Source organism: Arenibacter aquaticus, from assembly GCF_003957295.1.
In the GTDB taxonomy this organism is placed as follows: Bacteria; Bacteroidota; Bacteroidia; order Flavobacteriales; family Flavobacteriaceae; genus Arenibacter; species Arenibacter aquaticus.
This window is the reverse complement of the sequence record NZ_RQPJ01000001.1, coordinates 477,320-496,542: the sequence shown is the minus strand read 5'-3', so window position 1 is coordinate 496,542 and position 19,223 is coordinate 477,320. Positions and strand designations below refer to the sequence as shown.

The 19,223-nt window shown below is 41.7% G+C and carries 14 protein-coding genes; 4 read left to right on the top strand and 10 right to left on the bottom strand.

Going from position 1 to position 19,223, the window contains the following annotated elements; genetic code table 11:
• Positions 1-48: 48 nt before the first annotated feature.
• Positions 49-621: a pentapeptide repeat-containing protein gene (locus EHW67_RS01890; protein ID WP_126160647.1), complete on the bottom strand. Its 573-nt coding sequence runs from the start codon at positions 619-621 to the stop codon at positions 49-51.
• A gap of 94 nt (positions 622-715) precedes the next feature.
• Positions 716-1,087, bottom strand: a complete 372-nt coding sequence (locus EHW67_RS01885) for a DUF1304 domain-containing protein (RefSeq protein ID WP_126160646.1) — start codon at positions 1,085-1,087, stop codon at positions 716-718.
• A 385-nt stretch (positions 1,088-1,472) separates the two neighbouring features.
• Between EHW67_RS01885 and EHW67_RS01880 the strand changes: the two genes are divergently transcribed.
• The gene (locus tag EHW67_RS01880; protein ID WP_126160645.1) at positions 1,473-1,808 is read left to right on the top strand and encodes a single-stranded DNA-binding protein; all 336 of its coding nucleotides are present in this window, start codon (positions 1,473-1,475) and stop codon (positions 1,806-1,808) included.
• A gap of 295 nt (positions 1,809-2,103) precedes the next feature.
• Here EHW67_RS01880 and EHW67_RS01875 read toward each other — a convergent pair whose 3' ends face one another.
• From EHW67_RS01875 to EHW67_RS01850, 6 genes are all read right to left on the bottom strand, one after another.
• Positions 2,104-2,322: a hypothetical protein gene (locus EHW67_RS01875; RefSeq protein WP_394343574.1), complete on the bottom strand. Its 219-nt coding sequence runs from the start codon at positions 2,320-2,322 to the stop codon at positions 2,104-2,106.
• A gap of 199 nt (positions 2,323-2,521) precedes the next feature.
• Positions 2,522-3,037, bottom strand: coding sequence for a ferritin (locus tag EHW67_RS01870; protein ID WP_126160643.1), 516 nt, complete (start codon positions 3,035-3,037; stop codon positions 2,522-2,524).
• Positions 3,038-3,105: 68 nt separating this feature from the next.
• Positions 3,106-5,229, bottom strand: a complete 2,124-nt coding sequence (locus EHW67_RS01865) for a Tex family protein (RefSeq protein WP_126160642.1) — start codon at positions 5,227-5,229, stop codon at positions 3,106-3,108.
• Between the two features lie 98 nt (positions 5,230-5,327).
• Complete coding sequence (metG, locus tag EHW67_RS01860) at positions 5,328-7,412, bottom strand: methionine--tRNA ligase (protein ID WP_126160641.1); 2,085 nt, start codon at positions 7,410-7,412, stop codon at positions 5,328-5,330.
• A gap of 134 nt (positions 7,413-7,546) precedes the next feature.
• The gene (locus tag EHW67_RS01855; protein ID WP_126160640.1) at positions 7,547-9,259 is read right to left on the bottom strand and encodes a DUF1501 domain-containing protein; all 1,713 of its coding nucleotides are present in this window, start codon (positions 9,257-9,259) and stop codon (positions 7,547-7,549) included.
• 11 nt (positions 9,260-9,270) lie between these two features.
• Positions 9,271-10,779: a DUF1800 domain-containing protein gene (locus EHW67_RS01850; protein ID WP_126160639.1), complete on the bottom strand. Its 1,509-nt coding sequence runs from the start codon at positions 10,777-10,779 to the stop codon at positions 9,271-9,273.
• A gap of 192 nt (positions 10,780-10,971) precedes the next feature.
• Here EHW67_RS01850 and EHW67_RS01845 point away from each other — a divergent pair, with 192 nt between their 5' ends.
• Entirely contained in the window at positions 10,972-11,331 is a 360-nt protein-coding gene (locus EHW67_RS01845) for a YraN family protein (RefSeq protein ID WP_126160638.1), read from the top strand.
• Between the two features lie 51 nt (positions 11,332-11,382).
• Positions 11,383-12,042, top strand: coding sequence for an aspartate kinase (locus EHW67_RS01840; protein ID WP_126160637.1), 660 nt, complete (start codon positions 11,383-11,385; stop codon positions 12,040-12,042).
• A 110-nt stretch (positions 12,043-12,152) separates the two neighbouring features.
• Here the strand turns inward: EHW67_RS01840 and EHW67_RS01835 are convergent, their stop codons facing one another.
• Positions 12,153-13,487, bottom strand: a complete 1,335-nt coding sequence (locus tag EHW67_RS01835) for a TlpA family protein disulfide reductase (RefSeq protein ID WP_238389819.1) — start codon at positions 13,485-13,487, stop codon at positions 12,153-12,155.
• Positions 13,488-13,499: 12 nt separating this feature from the next.
• The gene (gene mfd / locus EHW67_RS01830; RefSeq protein ID WP_394343575.1) at positions 13,500-16,883 is read right to left on the bottom strand and encodes a transcription-repair coupling factor; all 3,384 of its coding nucleotides are present in this window, start codon (positions 16,881-16,883) and stop codon (positions 13,500-13,502) included.
• A 618-nt stretch (positions 16,884-17,501) separates the two neighbouring features.
• Here mfd and EHW67_RS01825 point away from each other — a divergent pair.
• Complete coding sequence (locus EHW67_RS01825; RefSeq protein ID WP_126160635.1) at positions 17,502-18,653, top strand: helix-turn-helix domain-containing protein; 1,152 nt, start codon at positions 17,502-17,504, stop codon at positions 18,651-18,653.
• Positions 18,654-19,223: the final 570 nt, after the last annotated feature.

Sequence of the window (19,223 nt, the reverse complement as noted above, 5' to 3'; positions counted from 1 at the left end):
ATTTACGGAATTATCCAATTACAAACGAATAATAATATTTCCTGATTTTTATTCTATACGAATGTTATACTTCGCAAGTAATCCTATCACACCTTTTTCTGAAAATTTGGCCTTGTTAATTTTGTTTTTTTCAGGGTCCAATGAATAATTGTAGGCCGTTCTAAAGTCGGCTTTCTCCAGAACGGAATTGTGGAATAGGGCATTTTTTAAATTGCAGTTTTGAAATATGGCCGAGCTAAGATCGGTTTGGGTAAAGTCTACAGAGACCATTTTGCAATTCCTAAATGGGGTGTTTTTTAGTTTTAGTTTATAAAAAGAAGAAAAGTCAAGGGTGCAATCCTCAAAACGGAGGGAGAGGAAAAAGTCATTACACTGGTTAAATTGAAGCCCCAACAATTTACAGCGTTTAAAGTAGATTTCTTTTAATGTTGTTTGTTTTAGGTTGGCATTGCTGAGGTCACAGTCTACAAACTCACACTCCAGAAAGCTTATGTTGGATAGGTCCGATTTTAAGAAAGAACAGGATTCAAAAGTACAATTCTCATATTCTGCCTTGGCTAGGCGGTTAAGGGAATAGTTCTGTCCCTTAAAAGTTTGGTCTAAGATAAAAGGATGGGGCATCGGAATATGAATGTCTGGGTTTTTAAACTAAATAGGCAGCGGACATTTTTGCCAGCACCAGCATAAATTAAAAAAGAATTTTCAATTATGAAAGTCAAAGGGATATGTAAAATTGAAGTAGGAGGGTTATTATGGCCGGCAGAGCTTGGACCATAAATATTTTTTTACTGGCGGTCAGGGCGCCATAGATCCCAGCTATAGCAATACAGCTTAAAAAGAAAATTGAGATGTAGGCGTTCCAATTTGTGTCTTGGATAAAAAGGGCCCATATGAGGCCAGCTGCTAGAAAACCATTGTAAAGGCCTTGATTGGCGGCCATGGCCTTGGTAGGCTTAAACAGGTGATCGGGCAGGGCTTTTTTAAATGTCTTTTTGCCAAGGGTTTCCCAAGCGAACATTTCCATATATAATATGTACAGGTGCTCCAGGGCAATTAGCGCTTTTAAGATGATTAAAAGGGTGTCCATTGTTTTGTTTTACTGCACAAATTAAGGAGTTTCCGTAAATATAAGTGCTTTATGTTCTTTGTTTCTTGGCAAATTGGCGCAATACTCCCCGGTATATAGTCTTCAATTATTGGAATAATGGTAGTCGCCCTATTAGTGTTTTTTCTTAATTAATTAAAATTGGGGGGCGTTTTATTTTAACCGTTTTGCAGATGCTATAATCATTTGGGATTGTTGTTTGCGAGGTCGTCAAACATAATTACAAACGACTACAAATGATTACAAACGAAATTAAATACTTTCCAACCGAGTAACATTTGCTGGGGTTTCTAAGTTTGCTTCATCAAAAAATCATTAACTGTTTAACCATTCCCGAAGCGGATTCGGGATTTAAAAATTATGTATTATGAACGCACTTAGAAACAGAGTACAGTTGATTGGAAACTTGGGGAATGATCCAGAAATCATTAACCTGGACGGGGGTAGTAAATTGGCGAAATTTGCGGTAGCTACCAATGAGACTTATAAGAACGCCAAGGGAGAAAAGGTAACGGATACGCAGTGGCACAATGTGGTGGCCTGGGGCAAGACCGCGGAGATTGTAGAGAATTACCTCAATAAGGGTAAGGAGGTGGCCATTGAAGGCAAGCTAATGACACGGTCCTATGAGACCAAGGAAGGGGATAAGCGCTACATTACCGAAATAAGATGTAATGAGTTGTTGATGTTGGGAAAGCAGTAAGGGATGGCCGCTAAGGGCTATAAGGTAGGCGGAGTAAAGAAGCAATCTGTGGTCTATGGTCAGAATGAGAGAGATTGCTTCACTTGGCCTGCTTTTCACCAGTCCCGTTCGCAATGACGGATGCAGGGTATTAGGTGAAATATAAGTGATGGCAACAAGGTGTTACGTCATTGCGAGGAACGTATGTGACGACGCAATCTGTTGTTTATGGTCAGAATGAGAGAGATTGCTTCACTTGGTCTGGTTTTCACCAGTCCCGTTAACAATGACCGAGAGGGTTGGGAAAGGGGAAGTATTATGCAACCTTCTTCATCAAATCAAAACAAGGACAGCGCTTGCATCTTTTGGATTCGGATTTCTTGTATTTATCGCAACATTTTGGCTTGCAGCCCTTGGGAGCCATGGCCATAAGGGCAAGTTTCCGCTCCTTTTTTAAAGCTTTCTTAAGCTTCTTTTTCTCTTTTTTTTCCTCTTTTTTCTTTTTGCCCATGGATATGAAAACTAGACCGGACAAAAGTATTTATTTTAATTCAATCTAAATAAGATTAAATGTTAAAATTATTCCATTGATCAACAGGGCTTTAATTGAAGTCCAAATATAATATCCAATAATAGGAACCCCGCCTGAATGGCGGGGTTAATTGCTTTGGGAACCCAATACCTAGCGGTAATCCTTTTTACGCCCTTGGTAATGTTTAGTAGTGCTTCTTTAGCTATTTTGGAGTAATGGCAACACTGTTGGCCGTAATCTGCTGTATGTCACGATCAAATAGGTATAGGCCTCCCTTGTCGTTTCCAATAAGGTTTATTTTGTCCAAAATAGTTCTGGCCAGTGCCTCTTCTTCAATTTGTTCGGCCACATACCACTGTAAGAAATTATGGGTGGCATAGTCCTTTTCCTCCAAGGTTACATGTACCAGATCGTTAATACTCTTTGATACAAATACCTCGTGTTCCAATAATTCGTGGAACATTTTCTGAAAAGTCTCAAAGTCGGTTTTAGGGGCATTCAGGGCAGAAACTTGGGCATGTCCGCCTCGTTCATTGATATACTTCACCAGTTTTAGCATGTGCAGACGTTCCTCGTCCGATTGGTTGTACATAAATTGTGCAATCCCTTCCAGTCCCTTTCCTTCTGCCCATGAGGCCATGGATAAATAAACCTGTGAAGACTCTGCTTCTATACGTACTTGCTCATTTAAGGCTTTTTCTAATTTTTTGGATAACATAACTTTATATTTTTAACTAAAGTTACGAATATTTATATCCCTTTTGCAGCTAGCTGTCCAGTTAGGACTTATTTGTGCAATGCCAGTTGTATACGTTTTCTTGGAATGTCCACTTCCAGCACCTTTACTATTATTTGTTGATGAAGGCTTACGTGTTCGTTTACATCTTTTACAAAGCTGTCCGACAGATTGGAGATATGGATCAGGCCACTTTCTTTTATCCCTATATCTACAAAGCAGCCAAAATTGGTGATATTGTTAACAATTCCAGGTAACAGCTGTCCGGCACTGAGATCGTTGATGGTCCTAATATTTTGGTTAAAGGTAAATACCTTGGCTTTTTCACGAACGTCCAATCCAGGTTTCTCCAACTCCTTTATAATATCTTCCAGGGTAGGAAGGCCTACACTTTCTGTACAGTATTTATTTAGGTCTATTTTTTTTAAGACTTCCTTATTGCCAATTATTTCTGATAATGCCAAGCCTTGGTCCTTGACCATTTTTTGCACAATTGGGTAGCTTTCAGGGTGTACCGCTGAATCGTCCAAGGGATTTTTTGCATTTTTAATGCGCAGAAAGGCGGCGCCTTGCTCAAAGGCCTTATTTCCCAATCGGGCTACTTTTTTTATTTCAGTCCTACTGCCAAAGGCACCATTTTCATTCCTATAGGCTACAATGTTCTCTGCCAGTTTGGGTCCAATCCCGGAAACATAGCTCAGCAAGGGTATACTGGCGGTATTAATATTGACCCCTACGGTATTTACACAACTTTCCACTACGGTATCCAAGGAATTTTTGAGCTGATTTTGGTCTACATCATGTTGGTACTGCCCAACTCCGATCGATTTCGCATCTATTTTTACCAGTTCCGCCAAGGGATCTGCCAGTCGCCTTCCAATTGATACGGCCCCTCTAACGGTAACATCGTAATTAGGAAATTCTTCCCTGGCTATCTTGGAGGCAGAATAAATAGAGGCTCCGGCCTCGCTTACCACAAAAACTTCTATAGGGTTCTTAAACTGTATGCGTTTTATGAGTTGCTCCGTTTCCCTGGAGGCAGTACCGTTCCCTATGGCAATGGCCTCTATTTTATAGGCATCTGCCAAGGAGCTAATTTTTTTTATGGCCCCTTTGCTATCGTTTTGTGGTGGGTGAGGATAAATTGTCTCATTGTGCTGCAGTTCACCTTGTGCACTAAGGCAGACCAGCTTACATCCTGTTCTAAATCCGGGGTCTATAGCCAATATTCTTTTCTCGCCCAAGGGTGAGCCCAACAAGAGTTGTTTAAGGTTTTTGGAGAAAACTTGTATAGCCGATTCATCTGCCTTTTCTTTGGCAGACCTCAATATTTCCTTGGAAAGTGATGGGTAAAGCAATCGTTTGTAAGCATCCTGAATGGCCAATTGTAGGTGTGGGGTGGTGGCATTATTGGCTTTGATAAGCCTATTCTCTATGTTGTTGAGGGCCTTGTCATCATCAATTTCTATTTTAACCCGAATAAAGCCTTCGTTTTCGGCCCGTAGTATGGCCAACAATCGGTGCGAGGGACAACGGCTCAACGACTCGCTCCAATCAAAATAATCCCTGAATTTCTGTGCTTTTTCCTCTTCTTTTTTGGTAGATACTACCTTGGTAGTAATCATGGCAAATCGCTCCAGTTGCCTTCTAATTAAATTTCGGATATCACTGCGTTCGTTGATCCATTCAGAAATAATATGTCGGGCACCTTCCAAGGCATCGTCCTCATTGGGAACCGCATCGTTAAGGTATTTTGAGGCCTCATAGTCAATTTCATCGTTCCGCTGCCCGAAGATAATCTTGGCCAAAGGTTGCAGTCCGTTTTTAATGGCTGTCTCGGCCTTGGTCTTTCTTTTCTTTTTATATGGGAGGTAGAGGTCTTCCAAGGTGGTAAGGTCTCCGGCAGCTTCAATCTTACTCTTTAATTCCGCACTTAAAGCGTCTTGTTCGGTTATGGCCTTTAGGATGGCCGATTTCCGTTTCTCCAGCGCTTCAAACTGAGCTTTAAAGTTTACAATGGCAGCAATCTGCACCTCGTCCAAGTTTCCGGTACGTTCCTTTCGGTATCTGGAGATAAAGGGTACTGTACAGTCCTCGTTTAAAAGGGCAACCGTATTCTCTACGCCTTTTACAGGTAATTGACTGTGCTTGGTAATGAAAGAGATTAGGTTCATGGATTGTATGGGGATTATATGGGTTTCTCTGTTCAGCTGCGCAGCGGGGCCTTGTTGGGCCTATGCTTACTGTTTTTCAATAGCCATAATGGAGAAACCTAGTTTATGGTCTCTCCACTTTTTACGCCATCCTCATCCGGATTTACAAAAACCAGTTTTCCTTCTGCATTTTCGGTCATAAGGATCATGCCTTCGCTTTCTACTCCACGCAGGGCCCTTGGAGCCAAATTCACCAATACCGTAACCTTTTTGCCTACTATATCCTCTGGAGAAAAGTGCTCTGCAATTCCTGATACAATAGTCCTTACGTCCAAGCCGGTATCTACTTTTAGGACCAATAGTTTTTTGGCCTTGGGCATTTTTTCAGCTTCCATAATGGTGCCCACCCTCATATCCAGTTTGGAAAAATCATCAAAACTTATGATGTCTTTTTGTGGACTTACTGCTTTGTTCATGCTTTCGTTTGTTTTTTTGGTAGCTTGTAATTTGTCTAATTGCGCCTGTATGGTATCGTCCTCAATTTTACTGAACAATAATTCGGCAGCATTTATTTGGTGTGCAACAGGGAGTAAGATTTCTTTTTCCGCAATATGGTTCCATGCCAGTGAGCCCTGAGTTCCACTAGGGGAGATGTTTAGGATTTGCTTCAGTTTATTGGAAGTGAACGGCAAAAAGGGTTCACTCAACACGGCCAAGGCCGATGCAATCTGAAGGGCAACGAACATAATGGTCTTTACCCTTTCTTCGTCCTGCTTTATTACTTTCCAAGGCTCTTCGTCCGCTAGGTATTTATTTCCCAGTCGGGCCAAATTCATGACCTCCTGTCCAGCTTCACGGAAACGATATCTCTCTATAGAGCTGCCTATGATCTCTGGGTATTTTTTAAGTTCGGCCAAGGTTTCCACATCTACCTCACTGTACTGGCCAGGTTGTGGAACAATACCTTTATAATATTTATTGGTAAGTACCACCACCCTGTTAATGAAATTACCGTATATGGCAACCAATTCGTTGTTGTTCCTGGCCTGAAAATCCTTCCAGGTAAAGTCGTTATCCTTGGTTTCCGGGGCATTGGCGGTAAGGGTGTACCTAAGAACATCCTGCATACCTGGGAAATCTTCCAGATATTCATGCAGCCATACCGCCCAATTTTTGGAAGTGGACAGTTTGTTGCCTTCCAAGTTTAGGAATTCATTGGCAGGAACATTTTCGGGCAGTATAAAATCGCCATGTGCCTTTAACATGCTGGGAAAAATAATACAGTGGAAAACAATATTGTCCTTGCCAATAAAGTGGACCATTTTGGTGTCCTTGGATTTCCAATAGGGCTCCCAGTCCTTACCTTCCCTGGCGGCCCATTCCTTGGTAGAGGAAATATATCCTATAGGGGCATCAAACCAAACATAAAGCACCTTGCCCTGGCCACCTTCTACGGGGACTGGGATTCCCCAATCCAAGTCACGGGTTACTGCCCTGGGCTTAAGACCGTCGTCTATCCAAGATTTGCATTGGCCGTATACGTTGGGTTTCCAATCATTTTTATGCCCTTCCAAGATCCATTCTTTTAGAAAGTCTTCATACCTGTCCAACGGTAAAAACCAGTGTTTGGTTTCCTTTAGGGTGGGTACGGCCCCGGATATGGTAGATTTTGGATTAATCAGGTCCGTGGCGTTTAAGGAAGATCCACAATTTTCACATTGATCCCCGTAGGCTTCCTCATTACCGCATTTTGGACAGGTCCCTATAACAAAGCGATCTGCTAAGAATTGCTGTGCTTCCTCATCGTACAATTGAGCCGTGGTCTCCTCAATAAAGTCGCCCTTTTCATATAGATTTACGAAGAAATCGGAGGCGGTTTTATGGTGGACTTCGGCCGAAGTACGGGAGTAATTGTTGAAGGTTATTCCAAATTCCTTAAAGGATTTTTTTATGATGCCATGGTATTTGTCAATGACGTCCTGTGGGCTTACGCCTTCCTTTTTGGCCTTCATGGATATGGCAACACCGTGCTCATCACTTCCACAGACAAAGGCCACATCTTTTCCTTTTAATCTTAAGAACCTGGCATAGATGTCCGCAGGCACATATACTCCGGCCAAATGCCCAATATGGATGGGACCATTGGTATATGGCAGTGCAGCGGTAATGGTATATCTGGCAGGATTCTCTTGGTTTTGCGACATTATTTGTGAATTAGGCTGCAAAAATAAAGATTTTTACGAGGAGGCGAGGCATTCCCGCAAAAAATAAGCCTTCGCTACCCTGAAAAGAATTCAGAGCGTACGAAGGCCTTCTCGCATAGTAAGTAGGGGTGAATTTATGCTACCATAATAGACTTGCTAAGTTTTTGATCCTGAACTTGAATTCTATAGATATATTTTCCGGAGGCCAAATAGGTTTTTAATCGCTCCCGTACGTTTATTTCTGTTGAGCCTTCCAACATTATTTCATTGAATACAGACCCTAGGTATTGCCCCATTATATTAAAGATCTGTATATCTACATGGGCTGTAAAAGGCATTTCCAAATAGATGTGTGGTGTTTTGTCCGTGGGGTAATAAGGCTTGTGCACTATGGCATTTACCAATTCCGGACTTGGATCTTCTGTTGGTTCGGTAGGAGATGGGGGAGTAGGCTGTCCATCACTATAGGTGATTTCGGGGAAGTCTACGCCGCTACAATTAAAGCCGAGGTTTACCGGGGTATATTTATAGCCGTCCATAATATGCTGCTCCACTAGGGGAATGTCTACACACAACCATTCTGCCAGTACAGTGGCATAGAGGTTTCTAAAATCCATGGTGTATTCCAGGTTGCCCCTGCTATTGGGTTCGTCCAAGGAGGGATGTTCTCCCACAAAGGCACTTCCGTTTAATCCGGACCCAAAAAATAGGGTGGGAGCGGCCTTGCCATGGTCGGTTCCGTTGGATCCGTTTTCATAGATCCGCCTTCCAAATTCAGAGAAAGTCATGCTTAATACCTTGTCATCCTGCTGGGTAAAGGCCAGGTCGTCATAGAAATTGTCTACGGCTATGGAAAGCTGCGTCATAAGTCGCTCGTGTACCAAGGGTTGATTGCCATGGGTGTCAAAACCACCTAAACTGATCATGTACACCTTGGTGCCCAAATTACCTTTTATTAATCTGGCCAATAATGCCAATTGCCTGGCAAAACCATTGTCCTGATACTCTATTTGATTGGCCCCACGCATATAGGCCTCATGTATTTTGCCTGCGTATTCATTGGTTACGTTTGATACGCCCCGTAGAAACTTTATCTGATCGCTGTACATACAACTGTCAAAAAGGGACTCGTCCAAAGAATATTGTAATCCGGTTTCGGCTATCTGCTCCAACTGGTCTATATTATTGGTGACATAGGCGTAGTTGGTCTCCTCTCCCTCAAAGACCAAACTTCCGTAATTACCTACCTGGATGGCGGCAGGACCTTCTGGCCTGCTGCCGGGAAAGTCCGATAGATAATCGGGATAGAGGTGTTCAAAATGTCTGCCCATCCATCCTGTGTCCCGGCCACTAAAACCGGTAGTGCTTAGGTCGGTATTGGCAAAGATATCCGAACCCGTAAAATGGGATAGGCTTTGGCCTTCGTACCCTACGCCATGAACGGCTTTAAATTGGCCTTCGCCCCACATGGGTTCCAAAGACTTCATATAGGTAGGCACCCCAAACTCATCGGTTAACCTCAAAATCTTACTTTCTGGAAGATAAATATTGGGGCGTGCATTGGCATAGACATCGTATTGTTCTATGGGGATAATGGTGCTTAGGCCGTCATTACCACCCGACAAACGAATTAAAATTAGAATATTGTCTGTTTCCGCCATCGCTATTGCCGAGGTCAAAGGGGAGGGTGCAGAGGCCGTGAGAAAGTTGCTGCCCAGCATCATGGATCCCGAACCGGCAATACCTAGTGCCTGAATAAAGGAGCGTCTACTCCACTTTTTATGTTCCAGATCATGACCCTCATGGTCTTTGCCTTTATGGGGTGATTTATGATGGGTATCGCACATAATGGTCGGTTTTATTTAAGTTGATATTCGGGTTGTCTGGAAAGGTGTCTTAAAAGAAGGTGTACCTGTGAGGGTACCTCTTGGCTAACACTTAGTATCCATAATGACTGTCCGCCAGGAATATAGTCCGGACCGTAATAGTCTTCTGGAACATCCTCTATTTTGAAGGCCGACATGGCATTGTCAAAGTCCTGTTGGGTAAACATACCTTTTGGGGTAATTTTATCTACAATGGCCTGTACTACAATCTCTGGATTACTGGTATTGCTGTAGGCGGGGCCAACGGCATCCATGGCCAGTGTCCTGAACTGTTCGGGCTGGTCCTGAAAGAAGCCGTCCAAAATGGTCTCCATGGTGAGCCAACGTCCAATTAGGAAATTGGTGTTTATCCAACTTCTGTTACGCTGCCATCCGGCAACATCAACAGGGTCAAATAGTTCTTGCCCAAGCATTCCACTGTAATTTATGGCACTACCTATGGTGGTATCGTTATAGGCAAATCCTGTTTCGTTTATGGTATGTAGATATAGGTCGAACGGACTTTTAATAATAACGCCTATGGCTTCGTCGTCGAAAAAATGTTGACTCTTAAAAAGTTGACTCAATACCGGGGCCAGTTCAAAATTATTGCTGATAAAGGTGGCAGTTAGACCATCTATAATTGTCTTTGCGTTGTTGGCCTCATCCGTAGAGTCTGGGTGTACAAAATATTCATACAGCCTTTTGCATATAAAATAGCCTATTTCATTGGCCCTTTCTTCAAAAAGTATGTCTATGACATCGTCATACCCCCAGTTTCCAGTCCTTCCAAATATGGTTTTGTTCTCTGTATTAAACTTGGAGGCATCAAATAACACTTGTTCACAGCCAATTTCCCCTCTTTCTACATAGCCCGATAGGGCTTTGGCGGTCTCTATGATATCCTCTTCGGTATAACCGTTACCTTCCCCTAGGGTAAACAGCTCATAAAGTTCTCGGGCATAATTCTCATTGGGGTTGTTGCCATTGTTGTAAACTCCATCCAAATAATAAAGCATGGCACTGCTTAGGCCTATTTCACTGACAAAGGTTTTAAAATTGCCAATGGCGTTGCGTTGCAAGCAGTTTATGTAATGGTAAAGAAAGGAATTACAATTATATACGTCCAGTTCGGTTACAAAATGATTGCTCCAAAAAAAACTAAGCCTATCCCTAAGGTTGTTGGCAAGTAAACTATTGGTATAGGCCAACTTAAATTCTTCTTGTTGTGCCCTTATTATCTGTCCGCGTTGGTCGTCATCTTCGGGGTAATTGCTGTTGTTCCAGTCTGCCCAAGTGGGCGCTGCCAATGGTGGCATACTCTGTGCTTCGGTGATAAGGCTGTCTACCAAATTGCTCGCTGTTTGACCAATGGCCTGATCTATAGTCTGCACGGAAGCACTGAAACCCAATCTTCTGTATAAATGTTGCACCCTTGCTTTATCTAAGGGGGAAGTATAAGGTGCCAAACTAGAAGTATTACAGTTTATGAAATATTCCATAATTTATTCCGCATTTGCTTAGGTTAGTGGTAAGGGGTCTAATTTTAACGTATATTTTATACCGAAAGTATTTTTAAAGGCAAATTTTCGATAGAATCCATAACAAAATACGTGGTTCAAGGAAATTTGGACGACGACAAGGTGCAATTTTCGATAAAATGCACATTTTTTGGCAATTACAATTTGAATCATATGGGAGATCATAATGAATTTGGTAAAAAGGGGGAACAATTGGCAACCGATTATTTGGTTAAAAATGGCTACAGGATAGCGCATAGGAATTATAGGTACCGCAAGGCGGAAATAGATATTATCGCTAAAAAGGACGATATTTTGGCTATTGTAGAAGTTAAGTCCAGAAGTTCGGATTCAATTTTGGCTATCGCCGATACGGTTACCGAAAAAAAAATTAAACTATTGGTCATGGCTACAGACCATTATGTGGTGAGTAAGGATCTTGATGTAGAAGTGCGATTTGATATCATTACGGTACATAGAAATGGGGACGATTATACCATTGAACATTTGGAAAATGCATTTTATCACTTTTAATTATTTGTTTTATTTGTAACAATTTGTTATTTTTACCAAAAGTTTAAGAAAATGAAGACTATTTCGTCGGTAGTAGAAGACTACATTAAGAAGAAGCCGTTTTTGCAAAGTGCTCTAGCTCAAGGAATTATTAACTTAACATCGCTTTCCAGGATCGTAAAACCGGAAATTGAGGGCGAGTTGGGCAAGGATATCCGTAACGGTGCAATTGTAATGGCACTAAAGAGACTTTCCGATGATTTGGAGTTCCGTGCTACCCACAAAATTATTAAAGTTTTAAAAAATATTGGGGAGATTACCGTGCGGTCCTCATTGACCGATTTTACCTTCTTGGTTTCCGAATCCATATTGGAGACCCAGACTGTTTTGTTAAAGGAGGTAAACAGGAACAAAGATGTTTTTTACACCTCCTCTAGAGGGGTGAACGAACTCAATATTGTTGTCAGTAATATTTTGGAATCTGCGGTTGAGGAGCTGTTCAAAAACGAAAAGTGTACTCAAAAAGCAGAGAACCTTTCTTCTATCACGGTAAAATTACCGGCAGAGAACGTTTCAGTTCCAGGGATCTATTATTTTATTTTTCAGCGTTTGGCTTGGGAAGGAATTGTACTATACGAGGTAATATCCACTACCAATGAATTTACCATTATAGTAAACGATGAACAGGTAGATGTGGCATTTAAGACCATTAAGGATCTTAAGACTTTATAAGGTGTTAATTTTATAATGTACCAAGGTATCAATTGGTTACTGTGATAAGCCCGTAATTTGCCGATGCAGTAGTCTACTCTATTTATGTTTTGGTATTGACCAAAAAGCAGTTATTGATTTTTTTTCAATAGTGCCACGGCTTCCTTGTAATCTTCGGGTTTGGCAATTATACGCTTGTCCTTGTCCAGGATATAGTAGGTAGGGGTTTGGTGGATGTCGTACAAAGTGGTATACGGACTTTCCCATTTTCCCAGCGCAATGCCATGGGTAAATCCCGGTAATTTTGCAGATTCCATTTCCCAGTTTTCCCCATCATCTTCCAATCCTATGGCCAGGACCGTTATATTGGGTATATCTTTTATCCTTTTGTGTAGTTCGGGCAATTGTTGCAGGCAATGGGAGCAGGTGCTGCTCCAGAAAACAATGAGATAGTTGTTGGCAGCTGCCAAGTCGCTGAGTTTTTTGGTTTCACCTTTATCCTTCCAAGTAATTTCTGGGGCTTGGGCCCCGGGGCGTAGCCGATTGTAGGTGGCTATGCTGTTCAGCAATTCCGTGTCATTGGTTTCCTCGGCCAAGGTCTTCAGGTAATTTTTATATAAGTAATCGGCCGTGCTATTGTAGTTGTTCTGGGTTAGTTGATTCCATATGGTACCTAATAAAGCTGTTTTAAACTGGGGGTCATGTGGCTGTAATATTCTGCCCAGCCTTGCAATATTGGCCTGCATTTCCTTTTCTAATTCTTCTGCGGACATTTTGCGGTACGGAAGGGCCGTAAAAACATAATTCACGGCTTTATCGGTCAAGAATGCGGAACCTTGTAAAACAGGGTCACTAAAGTCCAGGGCGTCAAAATAATGTTCCTTTTTGTGTTGTACATAGGTCTCTATATTTTCATGAGAAGAGGGAATATAGGGTTTGTTGGCAGTTATAAAATGTCCGCTTATGAGTCCTTTGGATCTTGTTTCGTACTCCTTCTGGAGTTGGTCCAGCTCCTTGTGGATATTGCTTAGAATGCTTGGGTTGGTATTGGGGGTGGAGTAAAATTGGATAATTTCACTTTCCAGTTCATTAACTGCCGCAAAATAATTATTGTAAAGTATGTTTTCTTCAGAATTGTGAAACCTTAGGCCCTCCTCGGTGCTAAAAGACAACTTTATGTCTTCCGCACCATTATAGATTACATCAAAATAAAATTCGTCCTGCGGAATGGCGTAGACCAATCTGTAGACTCCGGTCTTGGCATTTTCTGGAATGTTTATGGTGAAATTGCCATCTTTTACGGCCGAATCGGCAACATAATTCTGGTACCCGGGCCCCAATTGGTAGGCTATAAGCCATTTGTAGTCTTCTGCGGGAGTCATTGTTCCCAGTATCTGTTGCTGTGCATGCAGGAATAAACCAAAACAGCAGGCAATCAATAAAAAGGTGTATTTTTTAGGCATCATCAAAAGATGTTTTTAAGATACGGTTTGTCCGTTTTTTGCTAACAGTGCGTTAAACGGCAGAATAGCTTTATAGGCTTTGTCCAGAGAGTTTATATGCTCAAACACCAATAATAGCCGTAGTCCGTTCCGGGTTTGCTTTTCTTTTAATTTGGCCAATTTTGGATGGGATTGTACAAATTGCAATACTGCCGTAAAGGTGCTGCTCTGATAAAAATCCGATTGCTGGTCCGATATAAAATAGCCTATCATCTTCCCTTTTTTCATGACTATTTTCTCCAATCCAATGCTGTTGGCAATCCATTTAATACGTACCGAGTTCAATAAGTCTTCGGCTTCGGTGGGCAGTTCTCCAAACCTATCTATTAATTGCGCCTCATACTTTTGCAAACCATTCTCGTCTGATACTTGGTTGAGTTCGGTATAAAGGTTTAGGCGTTCGGTAATATTACTTATATAATCGTCCGGAAAAAGCAATTCAAAATCGGAATCAATTTGGGTTTCTTTAACAAAGACCTTTGGTTTACCGCCAACTTCCTCGTACAATTCCTTAAATTCGTTCTCCTTTAGTTCGTCTATGGCCTCGGCCAATATTTTTTGATAGGCATCAAAACCTATTTCATTGATAAAGCCACTTTGTTCGCCTCCCAATAGATCGCCGGCACCCCTGATCTCCAGATCTTTCATGGCAATATTAAATCCGCTGCCCAAATCGGTAAACTGTTCCAGTGCTTGTATACGTTTGCGGGCATCATTGGTCATGTTATCATAGGATGGGGTAATAAAATAACAGAAGGCCTTTTTGTTGCTCCGTCCCACACGTCCTCGCATCTGGTGCAGGTCACTAAGGCCAAAATTATTGGCATTGTTTATGAAAATGGTGTTGGCATTGGTGACATCCAGTCCGCTTTCCACAATGGTGGTGGACACCAATACGTCAAATTCCCCGTTCATAAACGCCAGCATCAGCGTTTCCAATTTTTTGCCATCCATTTGTCCGTGGCCAATACCAATTTTGGCGTCGGGCACCAGTCGTTGTATCATCCCGGCAACCTCCTTGATATTCTCTATCCTGTTGTGGATAAAATATACTTGTCCGCCCCTTTGTATCTCATAAGTAATGGCGTCCCTAATGGTTTCCTCGCTAAAACGTATCACCTCACTTTCAATGGGGTAGCGGTTGGGGGGTGCGGTATTGATGACCGATAGATCCCTGGCTGCCATTAGACTAAATTGAAGTGTTCTGGGGATGGGCGTTGCCGTAAGGGTAAGGACGTCCACATTTTCTTTAATGGATTTTAATTTGTCCTTTACCGATACCCCAAATTTTTGTTCTTCGTCCACAACCAATAGGCCCAGATCCTTGAACTTTACATTTTTGTTCACCAATTGATGGGTGCCTATAATGATATCTACCTTTCCGGCCTCCAAATTCTCCAAGGTCTCCCTTTTTTCTTTGGCTGTTCTAAAGCGGTTTACATAATCTACGGTGACCGGCATCTCCTTTAAGCGCTCGGAGAAGGTGCGGTAATGCTGAAAGGCCAAAATGGTGGTAGGTACCAGTACCGCTACCTGTTTTCCGTTGTCCACGGCTTTAAAGGCCGCCCTGATGGCCACTTCCGTTTTTCCAAAACCTACATCCCCACAAACGAGTCGGTCCATAGGCCTTTCGCTTTCCATGTCCTTTTTAATGTCTTCGGTAGACTTGCTTTGATCTGGGGTATCCTCATAGATAAAGGAAGCTTCCAGTTCGTGCTGTAAATAGCTGTCCGGCCCGTACTGAAAGCCTTTTTCCAGTCGGCGCTTGGCGTATAGCTGAATAAGGTCAAAGGCTATTTTCTTGACACGGGACTTGGCTTTGTCCTTTATTTTTTTCCAGGCTCCGGAGCCCAATTTGTAAATCTTTGGCGGCGCCCCATCCTTGCCATTGAACTTGGAGATTTTGTGAAGCGCATGTATGCTTACGTACAGAATATCCCGTTCACCGTACATCAGTTTTATGGCCTCCTGTTTTTTGCCCTCGACATCTATTTTTTGTAGTCCCCCAAATTTGCCTATTCCGTGGTCTATATGGGTAACATAATCCCCAATTTCCAGTTTGTTAAGGTCTTTAAGGGTGATGGCCTGTTTTTTGGCGTATCCATTTTTGATATGGAATTTTAGGTAACGCTCAAAGATCTGATGGTCTGTATAGCAGGCAATCTTTAGATCGTTGTCCAGAAAACCTTGGTATAGGGGAAGAACAATGGTCTTATAGTGGACTTCCTTGTCCACTTCATCAAAAATATCGTGGAACCTTTTGGCCTGCTGATCGGTGGCACAAAATAGATAATTGGTAAAACCCTTGGCGTGATTGCTGTTCAGGTCTTCTATCAACAGGTCAAACTTCTTATTAAAGGAAGGTTGTGGCCGGGTGTTGAATACAATGGGGAGGGAATCGCCCTTGTCCTTGCTGCTGCCATCTATCTCTACCAAGCTAAAATTATCCAACTGCTTATCTAAGAAGTCCGATTTTACAAACAGCTCCTGTGGTTGCGCATGCTTTATCTCCTTGGAAAGTTTGGAGAAGGCTTCCTCTGCCTTTTCATAGAGTGTATCTAGCTTGGCGTAGAGCATATCCAGGTTTTTGCCAAAAATCAGGGTGTTGGGAGCTATGTATTTTAAGAAGCTTTCCCGGTTTTCGTCCAAAAACTTATTTTCTACGTTGGGGATAATGGTAATCTTCTTTACCTTGTCTGTAGACAGCTGCGTTTCCACGTCAAAGGTCCTTATACTCTCTACCTCATCGCCAAAAAATTCTATCCTATATGGCTGGTCATGGGAAAAGGAAAATACATCCATTATACCTCCACGCACGGAGAATTCGCCAGGTTCGGTAACAAAATCGACCCGCTTAAACTTGTACTCGAACAATACCTCATTTAGAAAGTCGAGCGAAAGGGTGTCGTCCAACCTAATTTTTAAGGTGTTTTTTTGGAGTTCCTTTCGTGTCACCACTTTTTCAAAAAGGGCATCCGCATAGGTCACAATAATGGCGGGCTTTTTTCTGGAGTTGATACGGTTAAGGACCTCTGCACGTAAGAGCACATTGGCATTGTCCGTTTCCTCTATCTGATAGGGCCTTCTATAACTTCCCGGGTAAAACAGCACATCGTTATCGCCAATAAGCTGCTCCAAATCGTTTAGGTAATAGGCGGCCTCTTCCTTGTCATTTAAAATGAAAAGTAAAGGTGTTTCTGCCTTTTGAAAAGTTTCGGCAATAACAAAGGAAAGTGAGGAGCCAACCAACCCTTTAAGTTGGGTCTTTCTTTTGGTGTTGTTAGCAGTATTTTCTTGAAAATGGGCTAGGGTATCCTGCAGTTTTCCCAATTGGGGAGACTGTTCGAACAGTTGTAACATAGTAGATTTTGTCAACCGTAATTTTTTTACAAATATAACCCCTGATCGTACTTTGCACAAAATTTGGGAAAAATTTAATGTTGCAGGGCTAACTGGCACTATGCCAGGGATAGACCCAATAAGGTGTAAGCTGGACTATAAAGCACTGATGGTTCCATTAATTAGAGTACTGGTTTTTAAAGCTAATGGTAAAGGCCAATTTTTTTTCTGTCTATATAGTTCAATGTTAAACCTTTAAGCCAACTTGCTGATAGTTGGGTATAAAGACTGATAAAAATCAACCTTATTATTGTTGGAATACTATTATTCTTTCTTTTAATTTGCCAGCGGATGGGGTTTTTGGAGGGCTAAATTAAGGATGGGCCTTTTAGTAGAAGTTGCCAGGTGTATGGATGTCTACTTTATAAGTGATTAAGGGTCGTAATAGGGTTGTGAGGGTGGCATGTACTATGTTTTCACATCTGTGATCAACGCTGGGTTACTATTCCGGGGCAGGGCCATGGGTGTTATTGGTATATTGAGGTTGCCGGTATCAGTGCAGATGGTTGTTATATAGGATTAATAAAATACCCCTTCCAATTAAACAACAGGTGTCAAAACTTTTAAAATCATTTCAGTTTGTATAATATCTTATTATTAGCCTCCATTTTTGGTTTTGTTCTAACCACCTTGTTGTTCTTAAAAAAGTCTACCCAGCCCAAGGCCACTATGTTTTTGGGCAGCTTTTACTTTTTGCTTTCCGTTTATGCCTTACAGGCCTACATTATAGACGGAGGGTATTTGGCAATATGCACCTGGTTTTTCTTATGGCCACTTATACCTTATAATCTATTTGCCGTGCCCATTTACTTCTATTTTGAAACTATTATAGCAGATGAATTTAAATGGAAGAAAAGATACCTCATACTGTTTCTGCCCTGTGCTTTAAGTATAATAGATGTGGTATACATTTATCTGCAACCAAGTGAGGTATATACAGAAATGTTACATAATGCCATGACCGACCCCAAAAATAGACTACATGTAAGCTATTGGCTCTTAGACCTGGATCAGCACATGCTAATGCGCCATCTATGGCAATTTGGTGCCCTATTGATTGTATTGCCCAAATTGTTGCATTTTATCAAGGTGGGCACAGGGGACGGATTAAAGGTTATTTTGAACAAATGGTTATTGGTTTTTTGGTTCGGTTTAACCTTATTCGCTGTTTTTGCCATTTTTTATGCCTTTGAGAATATGCTTGGGATCAACATTTTTGAAGGGGGGTCCATGGTGCCCATAATACTGTATTTGATTATGTTCTCTATTGGGGTCATTCCCATCTACTTTCCTACCATCCTCCGCGGATTTCCCAAATCGGTTAAGTCTTTGCAAAAGGACGCTATAGGGACCGGTACTGGAACAGAGCTAAAATATGGATTGGAGGAACCGGAAATAAAAAGGAAATTAGAAGAGCTAAATAAGAAAAAGGGTTATTTAAATCAAGATTTTACCGTTACCAAATGTGCTAGTGAACTCAATATTCCATCGCATCATTTATCCTATTTTATAAAACAATACTATGGGCAAAGCTTTACGGCCTATAAGAACAATCTGCGCATGGAGCATGCCAAAGAGTTGATAGAAACAGGTTTTTTGGACAGCAACACCATGGAATCCCTGGCATGGACCTGTGGATTTGCCAATAGAAGTTCTTTTAGTAAGGTATTTAAATCGGCTACCAAGTATAGCCCCAGTGAGTTTGAACAACGTAGAAAAGTTGGCAAATAATACCATATAATCATCTAACCTCCTCATGGGCTCCTTCAATTTAATGTAAGGGAGTCCCTCTGCCAGACTACGGGAAGTAGCACATATTCAGGTCTTGGTCACGGCACATTTTTGGGGTTATTGGAATAAGCCCAGGGAGGGTGCCAAATCCGTTTTCGATACAAAATGACCTGCTCCATTTCACTTCAACCGACGGCTACCCAAGCCATGATAATTCTAAGAGATTGAAGTTTTTTCTCAACCATTTTTCACCCTCAATCAACTTCATTTTATTAGAAAGTCTCCTTAATATTTTAGTGCCCGCACAAAAAAAATTGTTCAAACCACATTTTTTTCGATAAAAGGTGTGCCAATAGGTAAATTTCCATTGTACCACGCTAAGTAATTGAACAACAATAACTAGTGAACGGGCTATTGTCCATAATTTTTTGTCGTAGTCAAAAAACCTGGTGTCGAGATTTAATTTGGACACCAAGTTGTAGGAATTTAATGCAATAAAGACGTCTCAACAGGGTTCTTGTCCCATCTATTTTTCAATTCTAAGTAAGAAATAACGTGTTAACAAATTTT